The organism is Paenibacillus oryzae (assembly GCF_001675045.1).
Taxonomy (GTDB): Bacteria; Bacillota; Bacilli; order Paenibacillales; family Paenibacillaceae; genus Pristimantibacillus; species Pristimantibacillus oryzae.
In genome coordinates, this window is record NZ_LYPA01000038.1 from 100,141 (window position 1) to 116,929 (window position 16,789).

General features: G+C 47.9%; 17 protein-coding genes and 1 other RNA gene. 12 read left to right on the top strand and 6 right to left on the bottom strand.

The genetic code is table 11. The features are described from left to right. Positions 1–169: 169 nt before the first annotated feature. Positions 170–970 (bottom strand): YitT family protein, encoded by an 801-nt coding sequence (locus A7K91_RS06265; protein WP_068680841.1) that lies wholly within the window; start codon positions 968–970, stop codon positions 170–172. A 208-nt stretch (positions 971–1,178) separates the two neighbouring features. On the opposite strand from A7K91_RS06265, the gene cshA reads away from it, so the two are divergent. Further along, entirely contained in the window at positions 1,179–2,780 is a 1,602-nt protein-coding gene (gene cshA / locus A7K91_RS06270) for a degradosome RNA helicase CshA (RefSeq protein ID WP_068680794.1), read from the top strand. A gap of 123 nt (positions 2,781–2,903) precedes the next feature. Here the strand turns inward: cshA and A7K91_RS25960 are convergent, their stop codons facing one another. Then, the gene (locus tag A7K91_RS25960; protein ID WP_082967273.1) at positions 2,904–3,020 is read right to left on the bottom strand and encodes a sporulation protein YjcZ; all 117 of its coding nucleotides are present in this window, start codon (positions 3,018–3,020) and stop codon (positions 2,904–2,906) included. A gap of 208 nt (positions 3,021–3,228) precedes the next feature. On the opposite strand from A7K91_RS25960, the gene A7K91_RS06275 reads away from it, so the two are divergent. From A7K91_RS06275 to A7K91_RS06285, 3 genes are all read left to right on the top strand, one after another. Further along, entirely contained in the window at positions 3,229–4,029 is an 801-nt protein-coding gene (locus A7K91_RS06275; RefSeq protein WP_068680796.1) for a YesL family protein, read from the top strand. A gap of 48 nt (positions 4,030–4,077) precedes the next feature. After that, a non-coding RNA gene (ssrS, locus tag A7K91_RS06280) (6S RNA) lies at positions 4,078–4,260 on the top strand. Between the two features lie 112 nt (positions 4,261–4,372). Further along, positions 4,373–4,762, top strand: a complete 390-nt coding sequence (locus A7K91_RS06285) for a DUF1499 domain-containing protein (protein WP_068680798.1) — start codon at positions 4,373–4,375, stop codon at positions 4,760–4,762. A gap of 88 nt (positions 4,763–4,850) precedes the next feature. Here the strand turns inward: A7K91_RS06285 and tpx are convergent, their stop codons facing one another. Then, on the bottom strand, positions 4,851–5,369 hold the full coding sequence (gene tpx / locus A7K91_RS06290; protein ID WP_068680800.1) for a thiol peroxidase: 519 nt from the start codon (positions 5,367–5,369) through the stop codon (positions 4,851–4,853). A gap of 111 nt (positions 5,370–5,480) precedes the next feature. On the opposite strand from tpx, the gene A7K91_RS06295 reads away from it, so the two are divergent. Both A7K91_RS06295 and gltC read left to right on the top strand, forming a co-directional pair. After that, the gene (locus A7K91_RS06295) at positions 5,481–6,110 is read left to right on the top strand and encodes a rhomboid family intramembrane serine protease (protein ID WP_068680802.1); all 630 of its coding nucleotides are present in this window, start codon (positions 5,481–5,483) and stop codon (positions 6,108–6,110) included. Between the two features lie 43 nt (positions 6,111–6,153). Beyond that, positions 6,154–7,053, top strand: coding sequence for a glutamate biosynthesis transcriptional regulator GltC (gltC, locus tag A7K91_RS06300; protein ID WP_068680804.1), 900 nt, complete (start codon positions 6,154–6,156; stop codon positions 7,051–7,053). 127 nt (positions 7,054–7,180) lie between these two features. Here gltC and A7K91_RS06305 read toward each other — a convergent pair whose 3' ends face one another. Then, the gene (locus A7K91_RS06305) at positions 7,181–7,849 is read right to left on the bottom strand and encodes a zinc metallopeptidase (protein ID WP_068680806.1); all 669 of its coding nucleotides are present in this window, start codon (positions 7,847–7,849) and stop codon (positions 7,181–7,183) included. Positions 7,850–7,885: 36 nt separating this feature from the next. Next, a complete protein-coding gene (locus A7K91_RS06310) occupies positions 7,886–8,326 on the bottom strand; it encodes a MerR family transcriptional regulator (RefSeq protein WP_068680808.1) in 441 nt (146 codons plus the stop codon). Positions 8,327–9,069: 743 nt separating this feature from the next. On the opposite strand from A7K91_RS06310, the gene A7K91_RS06315 reads away from it, so the two are divergent. From A7K91_RS06315 to A7K91_RS06325, 3 genes are read left to right on the top strand one after another with little or no spacing between them, the layout of a single operon-like run. Next, a complete protein-coding gene (locus tag A7K91_RS06315; RefSeq protein WP_068680810.1) occupies positions 9,070–10,434 on the top strand; it encodes an ammonium transporter in 1,365 nt (454 codons plus the stop codon). A gap of 41 nt (positions 10,435–10,475) precedes the next feature. Beyond that, positions 10,476–11,543 (top strand): DUF294 nucleotidyltransferase-like domain-containing protein, encoded by a 1,068-nt coding sequence (locus A7K91_RS06320; RefSeq protein WP_068680812.1) that lies wholly within the window; start codon positions 10,476–10,478, stop codon positions 11,541–11,543. A gap of 20 nt (positions 11,544–11,563) precedes the next feature. Beyond that, positions 11,564–12,298 (top strand): 3'-5' exonuclease, encoded by a 735-nt coding sequence (locus A7K91_RS06325; protein WP_068680814.1) that lies wholly within the window; start codon positions 11,564–11,566, stop codon positions 12,296–12,298. Here the strand turns inward: A7K91_RS06325 and A7K91_RS06330 are convergent. Continuing rightward, positions 12,284–12,700, bottom strand: a complete 417-nt coding sequence (locus A7K91_RS06330) for a M67 family metallopeptidase (protein WP_068680816.1) — start codon at positions 12,698–12,700, stop codon at positions 12,284–12,286. The genes A7K91_RS06325 and A7K91_RS06330 overlap by 15 nt on opposite strands. A gap of 199 nt (positions 12,701–12,899) precedes the next feature. Between A7K91_RS06330 and A7K91_RS06335 the strand changes: the two genes are divergently transcribed. The 3 genes from A7K91_RS06335 to A7K91_RS06345 all read left to right on the top strand — a co-directional run bounded on the left by A7K91_RS06335 (position 12,900) and on the right by A7K91_RS06345 (position 16,626). Next, positions 12,900–14,204, top strand: coding sequence for an ABC transporter substrate-binding protein (locus A7K91_RS06335; RefSeq protein WP_068680817.1), 1,305 nt, complete (start codon positions 12,900–12,902; stop codon positions 14,202–14,204). Between the two features lie 41 nt (positions 14,205–14,245). Further along, complete coding sequence (locus A7K91_RS06340) at positions 14,246–15,934, top strand: methyl-accepting chemotaxis protein (RefSeq protein WP_068680819.1); 1,689 nt, start codon at positions 14,246–14,248, stop codon at positions 15,932–15,934. A 110-nt stretch (positions 15,935–16,044) separates the two neighbouring features. Then, positions 16,045–16,626: a TlpA family protein disulfide reductase gene (locus A7K91_RS06345; protein WP_068680821.1), complete on the top strand. Its 582-nt coding sequence runs from the start codon at positions 16,045–16,047 to the stop codon at positions 16,624–16,626. The last annotated feature ends 163 nt before the right edge of the window (positions 16,627–16,789 follow it).

Sequence of the window (16,789 nt, forward strand, 5' to 3'; positions counted from 1 at the left end):
CTCAAGCATCACCCTTTCATTCGAATGTGGAACGAAATAGAGGTAAGCAGGGTAAACCGGAAAGCCAGTTGCAACAGCTGCGGGACGATACCAATAGTATAACAGGATTGGAGCCAAAATCAAAGCTGACGACGCCAAAATCCATTCCTGTGGATGGAAACAACCTCTTTTACGCAGGGCTTTGCCGTTTGAAATCGCCAATAACGCCAACCGTTTCTACAACGTTAATAAAGGCATGGGGATCGACGGCTCGCACCTCCTTGCACAATTCATTCAGCTCATAACGGGTGCGCACGGTCATCAGCATGTCCTTGTCGGTGGATGAATAGGCTCCTTTCGTTTTGATGATCGTAATGCCCCGGGGATGGGGAAGCAGCTTGTCCAGAAGCTCCTCGGTTTTGGTTGTAACAATAAAAGCCGTTACTTTAATATGCCTTACATGAACCAAATCAACCGTTTTGCCTGAAGAAAAGATAGCAACCAGCGAATAAAGCGCAAGATCCCAATTCCGTGTAAAAACGACCAGCAAGCCGATAACTGCGGCGTTTAATAAAAACAGGATCATGCCTAACGGCAAGTCGCGCCTTTGCGTAATGATGGAGGCAACAACGTCGAACCCGCCGGAGGAGCCGCCCCGGCGCATGGCCAGCCCGCTGCCAAAACCGACAATAATACCCCCGAAAACAGCCGACAGCAAAATGTCGCCCGCCGTCTGGACCACTGGAATTACCTGTAAAAATAGAGTTGCGGCCAGCACGGAATAGAGGCTGAATGCGACAAAACGTTTTCCCAGCTTGAACCAGCCCCATAACAGCACAGGCAAATTGAGCAAAAGATACAGCCAGCCGATATTTCCGCCCGTTAGATAGCCAATCATCATGGATATGCCGGAAAGACCGCCGCTCAGCAGCTGATGAGGAATTAGAAAAAAGTTGAACCCTGAGGCTACAAGCAGCGAGCCCAGCGTCATAACCGGAATAGCCGTTAAATCCCGGGAGAGTTTTGCCTTCAACGAATTCACCTCACGCGCAAGGTAGTGAAATGCGGCCTTTTCATACCCGCTGTTACATTTGTTTTAGTATGGACTTTTTATGTAAGCTGGTATTCATAATGAAAACTGTGCTATAATGATTTGAATATTTTAAGAAGGCTGCAGATAGAAGGAGTTTGAGAATCGTTTGAAAACATTTGCTGAATTTGGTCTGGAACCAAAAGTGTTGCAGGCAATTACGGAGTTGGGTTTTGAGGAATCGACCCCCATTCAGGACAAATCCATTCCCGTTGCAATGACGGGACGCGATCTGATTGGACAAGCACAGACAGGTACTGGCAAGACGGCGGCATTCGGAATTCCGCTCATTAACAAAATTCCGACTAGCGAGGATCGCATTGTTGCACTGATCATGACGCCAACCCGCGAGCTTGCTATTCAGGTTGCTGATGAAATCGGCAAGCTGACTCGTTATAAAGGACTTCGTTCGCTTCCTATATATGGCGGACAAGAAATCGGACGTCAGATTCGCGCGCTGAAGAAACGTCCGCAAATCATTATCGGAACCCCTGGCCGGCTGTTGGATCATATTAACCGGAAAACCATTCGTTTGGACGATGTGCAAACCGTCGTTCTGGATGAAGCAGACGAAATGTTGGATATGGGCTTTATGGAAGATATCCAGTCCATTCTCAAATTGGTGCCCGAAGAGCGCCAAACTATGCTGTTCTCCGCAACAATGCCGCTTAATATCCAGAAGCTTGCCCAGCAGTTCTTGAAAGACCCTGAGCATGTGTCTGTTATTCCTAAGCAAGTTACCGCACCATCCATTGAACAGGCGTATATTGAAGTGCATGAGCGTCAAAAGTTCGAAGCGCTTAGCCGTTTGCTGGATATGGAATCTCCAGAGCTGGCGATTATTTTCGGCCGGACAAAACGCCGGGTTGACGAGCTCAGCGAAGCGTTGCAGAAACGCGGCTATTCCGCTGACGGACTGCATGGCGACCTTTCGCAGAACCAGCGGGACAACGTTATGCGCAAATTCCGCGATGGAAGCATCGATGTTCTGGTTGCTACGGACGTCGCGGCTCGCGGCTTGGATGTTTCGGGTGTGACGCATGTCATAAACTTCGATTTGCCGCAGGATCCAGAGAGTTATGTGCACCGGATCGGCCGTACCGGCCGTGCGGGCAAAGAAGGAACGGCATGGAGCTTTGTTACGCCGCGTGAGATTGACCATCTTCACTTCATCGAGCGTATTACGCGCCAGCGTATGAACCGCAAACCTCTGCCTAGCTTGGCCGAGGCGATTGAAGGCAAGCAACGCGTAACTGCGGAGCGGGTGCTTGAAGTTGTTCAAAACGAGGAGTTTTCGGAATACAAAGCGATTGCAATTCAATTGCTTGAGCAATACGATTCCGTTCATCTTCTTGCTGCAACGATCAAGCTGTTGACCGGCGAGAAAAAAGACGTAGACATCGAGCTTACGCCTGAAGAGCCGCTGCGCGCCAAAAAGCGCAGACCGGATATTCGTTCCAACGGTCGTCCGTTTAACCGCAGCAGCTCTTCATATGGCGGCAATCGTTCCGGCGGAAGCGGCGGCGGTGGCGGCTATCGCGGACGCGATGATCGTCGCAGCAGCGGTGGAGGCGGATACCGCGGCAACAATAGCAGCGGCGGCAGCTACGAAAATCGCGGAAGCGGCGGTTATAGCAAACGCAGCAGCAGCGAAGGCCGAAGCAGCGAAAACCGTAGACCAAGACCTTCGGACGATTTTACAAATAGCTAAGAAAAAAACCGGGGACGTCCGTTTGCCTTGCGGGCATCCGGACTCCCTCGGTTTTTTTGTGTACGCCGCGCCGTTGGCGGCTAGGCGATCAAGTCATACGGGCGACAGCTATTGGCTGGTTTATTAATACAGGATTGTTTTTGTGATGATGACCAGAAGGATAAACAATACGAGAATGGCACCTACAGAATTGAAGCCGTGACCGTACCCGTAACCATAACCGGGACCTACGTTGCTCATTAGCAGCAACCTCCTTTTAATCATCGTAGTGGGTGAACACAATATATCCTATGCAGCAAAGCCGCTATCGCTTAGACAGAGGCCTATAAGGTCAAAAATGGGCGGACGTTTGTACTCCGGCCATGCGCCTCTAAAAAGCTCAGTGCTATATAAGCAGTGTGCATATAAGATGTTGGGACAGTCAAATGAAGCTGGTGGAGGGAATCAGATGGAACCTAGAGGGCTAATGGGAGGTTTTTACCGTATTTCGGAGTGGATTATGAGATTTTCAGTCATAAATCTGCTTTGGATTGCATGCTCGATTCCATTTATTTTTGTGGGGGCAACCTTGTTTGTAGCAAGCGGGACGGTTTCGGAAGAAGAGATGCTGAGCGCGGTATATACTTCGCTTATATTGATGGCTGCGCTAGCACCGTTTACCATTTTTCCTGCGACAACGGCTATGTTCGCCGTTGCAAGGAAGTGGGTAACGGGCGAGGTGGACGTGCCGTTGTTCAAAACGTTTTTCCGCGGTTATAAAGAAAATTATAAACAAAGCATGATCGGCGGGATCATTTATACGATCCTGATTGCAGTCATGATTGTCGATTTTATTGTATACAGAGAACAGCTCAATGTTCTGTCCTACATTTTTATTGCGTTTTTAGCGTTGTTGGGCGTTTCCTTGTTCAACTTTTTTTCCATGCTTGTTCACTATCATATGAAAACGTTTCAACTGCTTAAAAACGCGGTTTTGATTACGATTGGCAAGCCGTTCCGATCCTTGTCTACCGCGGTAATGTGCGGGTTGGTTGTATATATCAGCTTGTTTCACTTTACTTTCCTGATTCCGTTTTTTATGGGCAGCATCATCGCTTTCCTTGCTTATTGGAACTTTAACATTATCTATGTGAAGCTGCAGGAGCAGGTTGAAAGGCAGCGCCAATCGCTGGAAGAGGAAGCGGAGGAAGCAGCCGAGATGGACCGCGAGGATCTGGTGAAAGACGATTTTAAGGACTCCAATAAATAACAAATCGGCTGCGGTTTACTTTTGATTGTATTCGGTCTATAATAGCAATACATCCTGCGATGTTCGTTTCGGTCCTTCGTTGTTTTGAACCAATGGCTGTTTCACGGGAGACCAACATTGCCAAGCGGCTGACATGCCCTCTAAAGGGGACCTCAAAAGCGTGGTTGCGGACACCCACCTGCGAGAGCGGGTTCAGAAACATGCGGGTCGGACGGCATAAGCGGGTTCCTAAATGTTGCGAAAGAGCGATTGTTCCGTGAATTCGGACAAAAGCTCTTTTTTCATATGTGAAAACATGTTATCATTAGATAATGTAGATAGATGCCAGAGGGGGAGATTTTTGTTGTTAAAGCGGACCTTAATCGGGCTGCTGCGCAGTCATGAGCTGACAGGTGACAGAGCTAAGGATCCATTGCTGAAATCGCACTTCTATAAGCTTTCCAAGGAGAAAGCCTGGGAAGAAGTGATATCCACTCTAAAAAAAATGCAGGGCTATAAGGTACTGCATGAAGTGCAATCCGTTGGAGAAATAGTATTGGAGAAACGTACGGCGCTGGGCAGAACGATGGATATTACGGTTTCGGTTATTAGTGTTAATCCTTTAACCTCGGCAGTCGATATTTATTCGGCCTCACGTGGATCGATGGGTGATCTTGGCTCCAATTACCGGGTTATTCTTGATATCTATCGCGTATTGGACAAGAAGCTTGGGGCGTTTAAAGTAAATAGCTAATACATAACAAAGCGAGGAAGGAAATCCTTCTCTCGCTTTGTTTGCAGTATATGGGGGTTTGAAACGTATTGACTCCCCGTTCGTATGATTATACCAGCGCCTTTGCAGCTTGAATGGCGTTTTCATAGTTGGGATGCTCAGCCATTTCGGACAAATATTCAACATATTGAATAGTATCGTTAGCGTCTAAAACAAAGATGGCGCGCATGTCCAATGCAAATTCTTTAATCAATACGCCATAAGCTTCGCCGAAGCTGTTTTCCTTATAATCGGACAGCATTACGACGCGGTCGATATCGGCAGCGGCACACCAGCGAGCTTGAGCAAAGGGCGTATCAACGCTGACGGTCAGAACAACAACATTATCGCCTAAAGCTGCTGCTGCTTCGTTAAATTTTCGGGTTTGCGCATCGCAAACGCCTGTATCAATGGATGGCACAACGCTGATCAATTTCACCTTGCCTGCAAAATCGGACAATGTAGCGGCTTCTGTTAATGATTTGTTCAATGTAAAAGCTGGTGCTTTGTCGCCGGCCTTAAGCTCGGGACCAATCAATGTAATGGGATTGCCTTTAAGTGTAGCAACGCCTGTACGTTCTTGCGCCATAATTGTAATTCCTCCTTGGAATAGTTGTTTATAGGTTACGCTATTCATTATAATCATATTGAAACATCGTTGTCCAATGATTGGCAGAATGGAGAAGGAGGCAGCACGGACATGATTTTTTTAAGATATGAAAGCTTTCGTGACTATTTAAAAAATTACCCTGCAACGGCGGCTATTGTTTTTATTAATTTGGTTGTGTTTATTATCACTTTAATATTTGGCAATCTGGCTTATGGCTATGGGGTCTTTGTTACAGACACCGTGCTTGATCCGTTAGGGCTCAGGGAGCCGTGGAGATATTTAACATCCGTCTTTATGCATGCCGATTTTGCCCATTTGTTTTCCAATATGCTGGGCTTGATCATTTTTGCCCCGCCGCTGGAATATTTGCTGAAATGGAAACGGTATGTGCCCTTTTACCTTCTGTGCGGCATTGGGGGCAATCTTGTATCGGCATTAATGTATTTGGCGGGGGATAGCGGCTATCATCTTGCTCTTGGGGCTTCAGGGGCCATCTACGGCGTATACGGCGCTTTTCTGTTTATAGCGCTGCAGCGCAGGCATATGCTTGATATTGCATCCCGCAAAACCGTTTATCTCATATTGGTGTTTGGCGTCGTCCATTCGATGCTCGTGAGCGGAATTGATTTATGGGGCCATATCGGAGGCGCGGTTAGCGGTTATCTGCTATACTCTGCGATGGATACCATCAAAAAGCGCCGTCAAAGCGCAACTGGCTAAGCAATACAAATACGGCAATAAAACAGGAGAGATATTGGGCAGTATGGAACTTCGACAGCTTTATTATTTTGTTAGGGTGGCAAGGAAGGAACATGTAACGCAAGCGGCCGAGGAGCTGCATGTGGCCCAATCGGCGGTCAGCCGCCAGATTCATCAATTGGAGGAGGAGCTCGGCGTTAAGCTGTTTGTCCAGAAAGGCCGTAATCTTCAGCTTACGCCTGTAGGCGGCCTTTTTCTCAAACGTGCGGAAGCGATTTTGCAGGATCTGGAGAAAGCGGTTACTGAAATTCATGAATTTCTTGATCCCGAAAAAGGGGAAATCCGTCTTGGCTTTCCTCATAGCTTGGGCAATTCGCTTATACCGCAGGTCGTGGCGGCTTTCCGCAAGCAGCATCCTAACGTCAAGTTTCGATTTAATCAAGGCAAATATAATTCCCTCATTCGTGATCTGGTCAAGGGGGATATTGATCTTGCCTTTATTTCGCCAATGCCGAGCGAGCATGATCAAGTAAGCGGAGAAGTGTTGCTTACGGAGGAGCTTTATGCCATTTTGCCGCCTGGACATTCATTATCAGAGGCTGAACATATTTCGTTAAACCAATTAGCTGAAGAGGACTTTGTATTATTTAGCGAGGGTTATTCCTTGCGGCCTATTGTATGGGATGCATGCGAACGGGCCGGCTTTTCCCCGAAAATAGGTTTTGAAGGTGAAGAAACCGATACGATTAGGGGATTGGTTGCGGCTGGCATGGGAGTTAGTCTGCTGCCCGAGCTTGCGCTATATCATACAGGCCCGCTGCAGCCGGCCAAGGTTAGAATTACACATCCAAACGTAACGCGAACGATTGGCATCATTCGAAGAAGCAATGAGCGTTTGCCGCTGGTTGCTAAAGTGTTTTACAGCTTTTTGCTACGTTATTTCCATTCCAAGGAAAATGGATAATTCCATATATCCTTCAATGAACTGTTTTCTGTCAAGCCTGATTATTAGGTTGAGCCTTATCTTTAGAATAATAAAAACAAGCGGCCAGGTTATTCTCCTGAACCGCTTGTTTTTGCTTTAATATGGTTTAATCTCTGTTTTGAGTAAAGATCAAAATGTATCGAATCAGCTCAAGCAAAGAAAGAAGGGCTGCAGCTACGTAAGTAAGGGCTGCAGCGTTAAGCACTTTGGCGACGCCGTGCTCCTCGTTGCCTGAAATAAATCCTTCCGATACCATCAGCTCGCGAGCGCGATTGCTGGCATTGAACTCAACCGGCAGCGTAATGAGCTGGAACGCAACTGCAATGGAAAAAAAGACGATTCCAAGGCCGATGAGTCCAAAGGCTTGGAACAAAATACCGCCAATTAGCAGGAACGGCGCGATGCCGGAAGCAAAGTTTACAATCGGGAAGATACGATGACGCGCCACCAGAAACGGATAGCTGACGGAATGCTGAATGGCATGGCCAACTTCATGGCAAGCAACTGATATGGCGGAAATCGAGTTTTCGTAATAGACGGGTTCGGACAAGCGCACTACGCGGTTTATGGGGTCGTAATGATCCGTCAGAGCGCCTGGCACGGGTTCGATAGGAACATCGTGCAGGCCGTTGTTGTCCAGCATCCGCCTTGCTGCTTGGTAGCCGGTAAGTCCGCTGCTGGCTTGCACCTTTGTCCATTTATTGAACGTGCCCTTAACCCGGAACTGCGCCCATATGGTGAGACCAAAAGCAGCTATAATCAGGATGTAAAACATAGTGACATTCCTCCTGCAATGTGAGTTTGCTAATGGTTACATTAGCGAGCTTTTGTTCATTAGAAGCATCAAAGCTTCGATACACGCTGCCGTCTGCGGCATAAGCCGGGTATATAACCGGCTTGCTTGCTTGGGCTTTAGCTGTTTGATAACCGGCTCAAGCTCCTTGACTTCCCGCTCCAGCTGGGAGAGATGCTGCTGGATTTCGGTCAGCTTCAGCGATATTTGCGCCTCCGGCGTAACCTTTCTCCAGGTATCCAGCTTTTCTTTGATCTCATCCAACGTATATTTATCCTTTTTTAATTCTTCAATACGTTCAAGCTCCTGCAAGGTTTCAAAGTGGTACAGCCTGTAGTTTTTAAGCGATCGCTTGGCCGGTTCAATGAGGCCTAATGATGTGTAGTAGTCGATCGTTCGCGGACTGATCTGCGCCAGCTTGGACAATTCCCCTATTCTGTATAGTTTCTCTTCCTCCATCCCCTCACCACCTTTTCCTTAATGATAATAGGAAAGCAACCATACAGTCAAACGTATTACTTTTGTAAGAGGTAGTTCAAAAAGTCCGCCTCCCATTACGGGTCATGACTGGCGTCATGGCCGGCGGCGAATATGGCATTCAGCCGAAACTTCCGTTGCTCACTTAGCTTCCACTAAGCTCCGCTACTCAGTTTCTAGCTTCAAGCCATCTTCTTGGTACTGGAAAGCGAACTTTTTGAACCTTCATTGTAGGGGTCGTTCAAAAAGTCCGCTTCCCATTACGGGACATGACTGGCGTCATGGCCGGCGGCGAATATGGCATTCAGCCGAAATCTCCGATCCTCACGTAGCCTTAACTACGCTCCGGTTCTCGATTTCTAGCTTCAAGCCATCTTCTTGGTACTGGAAAGCGAACTTTTTGAACCTTCATTGTAGGGGTCGTTCAAAAAGTCCGCTTCCCATTACGGGACATGACTGGCGTCATGGCCGGCGGCGAATATGGCTTTCAGCCGAAACTTCCGTTTCAGGGAATGGATGGAAATGCGATGAAAATAATCAAGATTGATGCAGTAATTAATCAAAAAGGAGTCAAATCCTAACGTTCGTGTCATGTTTTATGCCGAACGTTAGATTTTTTTCGTAAAAAGGCAAAAAACGTATTGTCAAATTGATCTCCACTGACTATAATGACATTAAGTCTTTCGTCACATGTTAATAAACATAACATTAAAGGAGTGGTCGTATTGATTAAGAAGACTTTTCTCGCATTGGGATTGATGACAATCCTGTTCCCTGTGGTCGCGTTCGCGGCTGACCCATCTGGCGCAACATTGGACATGGGACTTAACTCGTTGTGGGTTATGCTGGCATTTATTCTGGTACTTTTGATGCAGGGCGGATTTATTCTTCTTGAAGCAGGCTCCACTCGAATGAAAAACGCTGGTCACGTTGCCGGCAAAACGATCTTTACAGTAGGACTTGCGGCACTGATTTATTGGGCTTTTGGTTACGGCATCGCTTTTGGCGGCGAAAGCGCCTTGAGCAAGTTTATCGGCTGGGGAGATTTCTTCTACAACGCTCCAACGGCTGCGGCTGAGGGAGATTCTTACCCTAGCGGCGTATTCTTCCTGTTCCAGCTGGCATTTGCAGCAATCTCCCTGACAATCGCTTGGGGCGGATTTGCTGAACGGGCAAAGCTCGCATCGTATGTTGTATTTACCTTGTTCTATGTAGGTCTCATTTATCCTATCGTTGCGCACTGGATTTGGGGCGGCGGCTGGCTGGCCGATCACGGCGCGCAAGACTTTGCCGGATCAACGGTGGTTCACTTGTCTGGCGCGGTTGCGGCATTTGTAGCCACGGTGCTTCTGAAGCCTCGTATCGGCAAGTTCAATAAAGACGGTTCCGCTAATGAAATTTTGGGTCACAACCAGGTCTTTACGGCGCTATCCGTGTTGATTCTGTGGGTAGGTTGGTTCGGCTTTAACGCTGGTTCCACAGTTGCGATTGGCGACGGCTTCTTCACTTATGTTGCCTTTACAACCATGCTGGCGGCTGGCGCTGGCGGTGTGGCTGCACTTCTGATCTCCTGGGCTGTTACTGGAAAATCCGACATTACACATATGCTGAACGGCACGCTTGCCGGTCTGGTTGCGATTACGGCATCCTGCGCATTCGTTGAGCCATGGGCTGCTGTTGTTATTGGTCTGCTTGCAGGCGTTCTGGTGTTCTACAGTGTTAAAATGTTCGAAAAACTGAAGGTTGATGATCCGATTTATGCCCTTTCCGTTCATGGCATGGCAGGTATCTGGGGGACGCTGGCTAATGGCATCTTCGCTACTCAGGAGCTGGCCGATAAGGTTGGCGTAGGCCAAGGCGGTCTGATCGATACAGGCAGCTTTGCACAGCTGTGGGTACAAATTCAATCAGTTGTTGTAGCTGGCGCTTTCGTATTGGTAGCTTCCTTCATCGTATTGGGCGCTATGAAGAAAATAATGGGCTTCCGCGTTACAGAGGAGCAAGAAATTGTAGGTCTTGACCTGAGCGAGCACGGGGTATATGGTTATCCTGAGCAATTGAAAAAACCAGGTCAAAGCGTACAAGGCTAATCCAGCCGGTATAAGTGCTGACCGAGGGGAGAGAGCGGCGCATGATTGATCCGATGCGGCCGCACCGCTTACAACAGATCAGCTCTGCTGACAACGTAGAACGGCTGCGGTGGTTGCGAGATCAGCTTCACGAAGAGATGTATGCCCTTCTCCCGACTCAGCCTGTCGAAGAATTTAACGAACAATTGAATGAGACGCATGATGCCCTGATCATCAGGGCTATCATGCTCGCAGAGGAAGAAATGGCACGGATGGGGAAAGGTCCTCCCCCCGTGCCATACTCTTATCTATTGTTCGGCAGCGGCGGTCGGAGGGAGCAAACATTATCCAGCGATCAGGATAGCGGATTGATTTATAGAGACTTGCCGGGGCGCGAGGAAGAAACCAAGCTTTATTTTTTGGAGTTGAGCAAGCATATTGTCGGCAATCTTGTGGCGGCTGGTTATCCGCCCTGCGAAGGGAACGTGCTGAGTGAAAACCCGGACTGGTGCCAGTCTCTTCAGGAGTGGAGAGAACGGCTGGGGAGATGGTTCCGGGAGCCGGAATGGGAAGCGGTCAGATATTTGCTCATTATCGCGGACGGGCGCTGCGTGTATGGGGATACGGGGCTGGCTGACAGCTTAAAAAGCATGTTTTTTTCCGATATGTTGAATCATCCCGTCATTCTAAAAAGAATGATAGAAAATACAATGCGGCATAAAGTATTAGTTAACGTATTCGGCCAGCTGTTAAAAGAAAGATACGGTGAAGACGCCGGCAGCCTGGATATCAAATACGGAGCTTATATTCCAATGGTCAATTCCATACGGTTGCTTGCCATCCAGTCCAATATTGCTTCGACCTCAACGCTGGAGAGAATAAAGATGCTTGTTGAGTCAGGAAAGCTTTCACGGGAAGACGGCGATGCATATGAGCAGGCATTTATCTGTATTTTGCATCTGAGATTGCTGACAACGGAACAAAATGAGGATCAGTTGTATGCAGGAAATGGAAAAATTCATAGCAGCAAGCTGACCAAGGAAATGGCAGATGAGCTTAAAAAAAGCCTGAAGCAGGGCAAAAGACTGCAAAAGGCCGTCTATAAGCAAACGATGGGCAGGCTTATGTAGCGGTAAGGCGGTGGGACGGTTTGAAGGAGCAAAAAGGCGTAGGCCGCATGTGGAGCCTTTACAAGATGGGAGGGGTAACTCCTGCCATTGCTTCGATGCTGGGATCGCAAAATGCACAGCAAATGGCTTTTATACGTAATGCAAACCGGGAGCAGCGCAAGCAATCGCTTTTGGACACGCCGCTTAAGGAATTGGAGTGTGTCGTTTTTGACCTGGAGACAACCGGGTTTAATCCCAATAATGGCGATGAAATTATCTCCTTTGGCGCAATCGTCGTTAGAGGCGGCGTACCGGTTCCGGAGGAAAGCTTTTATAGCCTTGTTAACCCCAAACGACCGGTTCCAAAAGCGATCATTGATTTGACCGGCATTACCAATGAAATGGTGAACGATGCGCCGGATTTGATGTCGGTGCTGCACGACTTCATGGCGTTTGTGGGCAGGAGGCTGCTTATTGCACATGCTTCCGGACATGACAAGCAGTTTTTGAATGCCGCATTATGGCGAACGTCCAAGGTCAGCCTGAATCATCGCGTGCTGGATACGATGATGATTGCCAAGTGGCTGGACCCCGGCCAAGAGCGATATGGTCTTGACGATGTACTCCAGCGCTGCTGCATACCGATTACCGTCAGACATCACGCGCTTGAGGACTCCATTATGACGGCCAACCTGTGGTGCCATTATCTGCAAGCCATTTATAACAAAAACATTGTAACGCTAGGCGATTTGTACGCCTATTTAAGCAAGCACTAAGCTCAGCTTCTCAAAGCGGCCATCCAGGAAGCGGTAGGGGGTGGCACTCACCATTCCGGAGTCGTCTTCCGCAACGATCCAATAGGATAGACCTGGTGATGGAAGGAAGCCTTTACGGTCCCGGTAGGAAGGAATGCCTTGGGAGGCGGGATGGGAATGATACAAGCCGGCAATTCGTTGCCGGTTTTTTTGCATGCGAAAAAAAGCTGCCGTCCATTCCTCGGGATCAAAATAAAAGGAGTCCTCTGGTTTCGGTGATGCGTTAGCTATCGGAATAACCGTATCTATTATTGATGATCCTTCGGAAGCGCCTAAAATACCGCAAGCCTCTTGCGGATGTGCTTCAGAACAAAGTGTTATCAGTTTTTTGTAAGCGGATTCATATATTTGGCTCTCCGTCATTATAATTGCTCCTCCTCTCGAAAGTCGGTGAGAAAATAACATCCACACGGCGGCTCTCCATCGTATTTTAATCCTTCCTCTTAATAAAATCCATACAAGTATGCAAATACATATCAAATATTTGGTTCTTTTTCCCGATAAAGTATATGTATTTAGAGATACAGGAAAACGAGACTAAAAACAGCATGAGGTGACAGGAATGAAATTGAAGCGTGTTTTGGGGGTGCTTGCTGTATTGATGCTTGTGTCCATATGGGCAGCAGCATGCAGCAGCAACAGCGAAAGCAATGAGACAACAGAAGAAACAGAGGATGGAAAGGAAGTATTGAAAGTATTTTGGTGGGGGAATGAAGGAAGACAGGAGCGAACGTTAAAAGCAATTGCAAAATTTGAAGAAAAATATCCCCACATTAAAGTAGAGTGGGAGGATGCTTCCAATTCCGCTTACTGGATCAAGATCGCCATGAAAACAGCGGATCAGGATATGGCAGATGTGATCCAAATGGATTACAAATATATTGATGAATTTGTTAAACGTAAACTCCTGCTGCCGCTGGACGAGCTGGTTCGGGAGGATAGAATCAAGCTGGATGATATGGATGCTTCATCTATCCAGTCCGGTACAGTCGACGGCAAGCTTTATGGCATTGTTACAGGTGTTAATGCGCCAAGCTACTTATATAACCCGGCGTTGTTCGCCAAATACAATATTGAAGCGCCGGGAGAAGGGTATACCTATGAAGACCTGCTTTCCATTGGCAGGAAGCTTAAGGAAGCGGCTGGAAACCCGGATTTTTATCCTATCGGCTCCACATCGTTTGATTTCAGCTATTATTTGCGCCAGCGCGGCGCTTCCATGTATAACCCCGAAGGTACCGGTCTAGGGTATAGCGATGACCAATTGCTGGTTGATTTTCTGACTATGCAAAATCAATTTATCCAGGAAGGGCTTATGGCGCCGGATTGGCTGACAAGCAGCCTCAAGGGCGACAAGGAACAGCTGATCGTTAAGGATCTTGCAGCAATTCACTCCATCACAAGCAACAACGTTGTTGGCTATTCCAATATAGCCGGGAAACCATTTAAGCTTCTGCCTTTTCCATCTTATACAGGCGGCAAGGAAGGCAACTTTGTGAAGCCGTCCATGTTTTTCTCCATCTCCTCCTATTCAGAAAAACAGGAAAATGCAGCCTTGTTTATTGACTTTTTCCTGAATGATGAAAGCGCTAATGAAGACCTGCGCGGAGAAAGAGGAGTGCCGGCCGTTGCTGGTGTGCGCGAGCATTTGATGTCTATTTTGGAGGAAGCAGAAAAAGAGCAATACGTTTATATGGAAAAGGTGGAGCAGCGTTCGAGCCCCATTGATCCTCCAGCGCCGTTAGTGTCGGGCAGAGTGGGGACGGTCTTCACAAAGCTTGAAGCCCAATTCAAAAAAGGAGAATTGACGGCAAACGAAGCGGCGGCGAAGTTCAGAGAGGAAACAGCCGTTATTTTTGCTGATTAATCATACAACTTAATAATGAACGGAAGGAACGTGCGACACCTATGAAAATGACCATCAGCAAAAAGCTGTATCTGGGCTTCTCCGCTATATTGCTGCTGTTGGCAATCAGCTCAGTAACTAACGGTTTCCAGATGTTGTCTATCGAAAAAACCTATCAACAGTTGCTTAACAATCAAGCTGCCTCAGTCAGCTATGTTAAAGATTTAAGCTTGGCAGTCAAGGATGAGGAGCTAAGCATTAATGCCTTTATATCAAGCGGGGATATTGCCCATATTGATGCATACCGGCAATCCGTCACTAAATACAATGCGGTAAGCGAATCGTTGCAAGCCTTAATTCAGGATCGCGACAAGTGGCAAATTTTGCAGGGACTTGATTTGCTGCAGCAGCAATATACAAGCAATATCGAAAATATGATCGAATACAAGCTGCAAGATCGTACCGAGGCGTATTTGGCGCTTGTTGCAACCAACGAACCCATTATTCAAAAGTTTCGGGAAACAGCGGACCGCTTTGTCGAGCTTCAGACGGGGCAATTGACGGACGAAACGGCGAGCGTAGCCAAGCAAATTGACGGTACACAGCTTACGATTATTATTTTGTCGGTTGTATCCTTGCTGCTCGGAGCCGGGGTTGCAGTCTGGATTGCCCGCAATATAACGAAACCTGTCAAAATTTTATCCAGAGCTTCTGAAAAGATAGCATCCGGCGATTTAACGGGAGAAAATATTTCGGTCTCCACCAAGGATGAAATTGCGGTGTTGTCGACGACGTTTAACAACATGACGGCCAACTTGAGAAATTTGATCGCCAAATTGACCGATAGCGCTCAGCAAGTGGCGGCTTCCTCGCAGGAGCTGACGGCTGGAGCGGAGCATACCACCAAAGCGACGGAGCAGGTAGTGAGTATTACCGAGCAGGTATCGGCTGGTTCGCAGGAGCAGATGGAAAAAATTAATGAAAGCATGGGCTTTGTAAACCACCTGACCATTGAAGCCGGGCAAATCGCCGAAAAAGCATTAAGCGTCTCTCAGCAATCCCAATTTGCGGCTGATGTATCAAGGGAAGGCACTAGTGCGGTTTCCAGCGTTATCGACCAAATGAATCACATTCAGCATACCGTCGAAAATATCGCGGACGAGGTTTCGCGGCTTGGCGAACGTTCCAAGGAAATCGGCGAAATTGTGGCGGTTATTTCGGATATTTCCTCCCAGACTAACCTATTGGCTCTTAATGCGGCCATTGAAGCCGCAAGAGCGGGCGAGGCTGGCCGCGGCTTTGCGGTAGTTGCTGCCGAAATCCGCAAGCTGGCCGACCAATCCGCAGGCTCCAGCAAGCTGATCATTGGTCTGGTCCAGACGATTCAGCAAGATACGGAAAAAACGATTGCTTCGGTCCAGACGGGAATTGGAACGGTAGAAAGCGGGAAATCAGCCGTTACAGCCGCAGGCTCCTCGTTTGACAGCATTCAAAATGCCGTTTTATCGGTTACGGAGCAAATCCAGTCGGTCTCCGATGCGGCGCAAAAAATGTCCGCCAATACGGAAATTTTGGTGCAAGCCTTCAATACCATTCAAAAAATTGCGGATGAAACCTCATCGGGTACAATCAGCGTGTCCGCCGCAACGCAGGAGCAATTGGCAACAATGGAGCAAATTACATCTTCATCTGGCAACCTGACCCAAATGTCGGAGGAGCTGCTAGAGCTTGTAGGTTCCTTTAAAGTGTAAGGGGAAGTGCGTTTAAGGGCGGAATAAAACAAGTCCGCTTCCCTTTTCTTGTGATCTTGCATAAGGGCATGTTACTATAGGGGCAGATCAGCAAAAAAGGAAGGGTTTTTGTGAAAAAAGTCATTGCGTTTTTCGTGATAGCGTTTTTGTTATTCGGAGTGGCGCTTTACCAGTATATGAGCAGTAACGACACTTCTGCTAAAACAGTGGAAGCGGCGGCAGATTTTAAGCCTAAGGCAGGTTATCAGGCTGCCGTATTCAAGCTTCCGAATTTGGCGGACGAAACGATTGAAGTAGGAAGTGGCGGAAAGCTGGCCTTGGTCAATTTTTGGGCGTCCTGGTGCGGTCCATGCGAGCTGGAGGCTCCCGATTTACAAAAGCTGCATGAAAACTATGGAGATGTTATGACGCTGTACGGAGTTAACTCCACCAATTACGACAAGGAACGGAATGCGCGGAAATTTGTTGAGGACCATGGCTTTACATTCCCGGTTTTAATGGATCGCGATGGCGCGGTAACCGGACTATACAAGGTTAATACGTTTCCAACAAGCTTTCTCATTGATTCCAAAGGCGTGATCAGGGAGCGAATCAATGGCGTCATTACGTACGGGGAGTGGGAGCGGCTCATTCAAAAATGGGCGGATAGCGATAGCCAGGCTGAACAACAAACATCAGCTTCATCCAATTGACAGACATGTGCAGAGCTTATTAAGACGATAAATAAACAGGCCGGGCGGGATTCCATTAGGAGCTCCGCCCGGCCTGTTTTTGACGTGCGCCCGGCATGGGCGATAACTAGGCGGTGAAAGTCCGCTACAGGCTTGGCAGTAGGAACTGTTAGCTGAAGGCAAG

What these genes read in the sequence shown, in the direction of transcription:
- A7K91_RS25960 (WP_082967273.1), bottom strand. Translation starts at nt 3,020, where the DNA reads ATGAGCAACGTAGGTCCCGGTTATGGTTACGGGTACGGTCACGGCTTC.
- gltC (WP_068680804.1), top strand. Translation starts at nt 6,154, where the DNA reads ATGGAACTTCGACAGCTTTATTATTTTGTTAGGGTGGCAAGGAAGGAA.
- A7K91_RS06340 (WP_068680819.1), top strand. Translation starts at nt 14,246, where the DNA reads ATGAAAATGACCATCAGCAAAAAGCTGTATCTGGGCTTCTCCGCTATA.
- A7K91_RS06275 (WP_068680796.1), top strand. Translation starts at nt 3,229, where the DNA reads ATGGAACCTAGAGGGCTAATGGGAGGTTTTTACCGTATTTCGGAGTGG.
- A7K91_RS06310 (WP_068680808.1), bottom strand. Translation starts at nt 8,326, where the DNA reads ATGGAGGAAGAGAAACTATACAGAATAGGGGAATTGTCCAAGCTGGCG.
- A7K91_RS06305 (WP_068680806.1), bottom strand. Translation starts at nt 7,849, where the DNA reads ATGTTTTACATCCTGATTATAGCTGCTTTTGGTCTCACCATATGGGCG.
- tpx (WP_068680800.1), bottom strand. Translation starts at nt 5,369, where the DNA reads ATGGCGCAAGAACGTACAGGCGTTGCTACACTTAAAGGCAATCCCATT.
- A7K91_RS06330 (WP_068680816.1), bottom strand. Translation starts at nt 12,700, where the DNA reads ATGACGGAGAGCCAAATATATGAATCCGCTTACAAAAAACTGATAACA.
- A7K91_RS06335 (WP_068680817.1), top strand. Translation starts at nt 12,900, where the DNA reads ATGAAATTGAAGCGTGTTTTGGGGGTGCTTGCTGTATTGATGCTTGTG.
- A7K91_RS06295 (WP_068680802.1), top strand. Translation starts at nt 5,481, where the DNA reads ATGATTTTTTTAAGATATGAAAGCTTTCGTGACTATTTAAAAAATTAC.
- A7K91_RS06320 (WP_068680812.1), top strand. Translation starts at nt 10,476, where the DNA reads ATGATTGATCCGATGCGGCCGCACCGCTTACAACAGATCAGCTCTGCT.
- A7K91_RS06265 (WP_068680841.1), bottom strand. Translation starts at nt 970, where the DNA reads ATGACGCTGGGCTCGCTGCTTGTAGCCTCAGGGTTCAACTTTTTTCTA.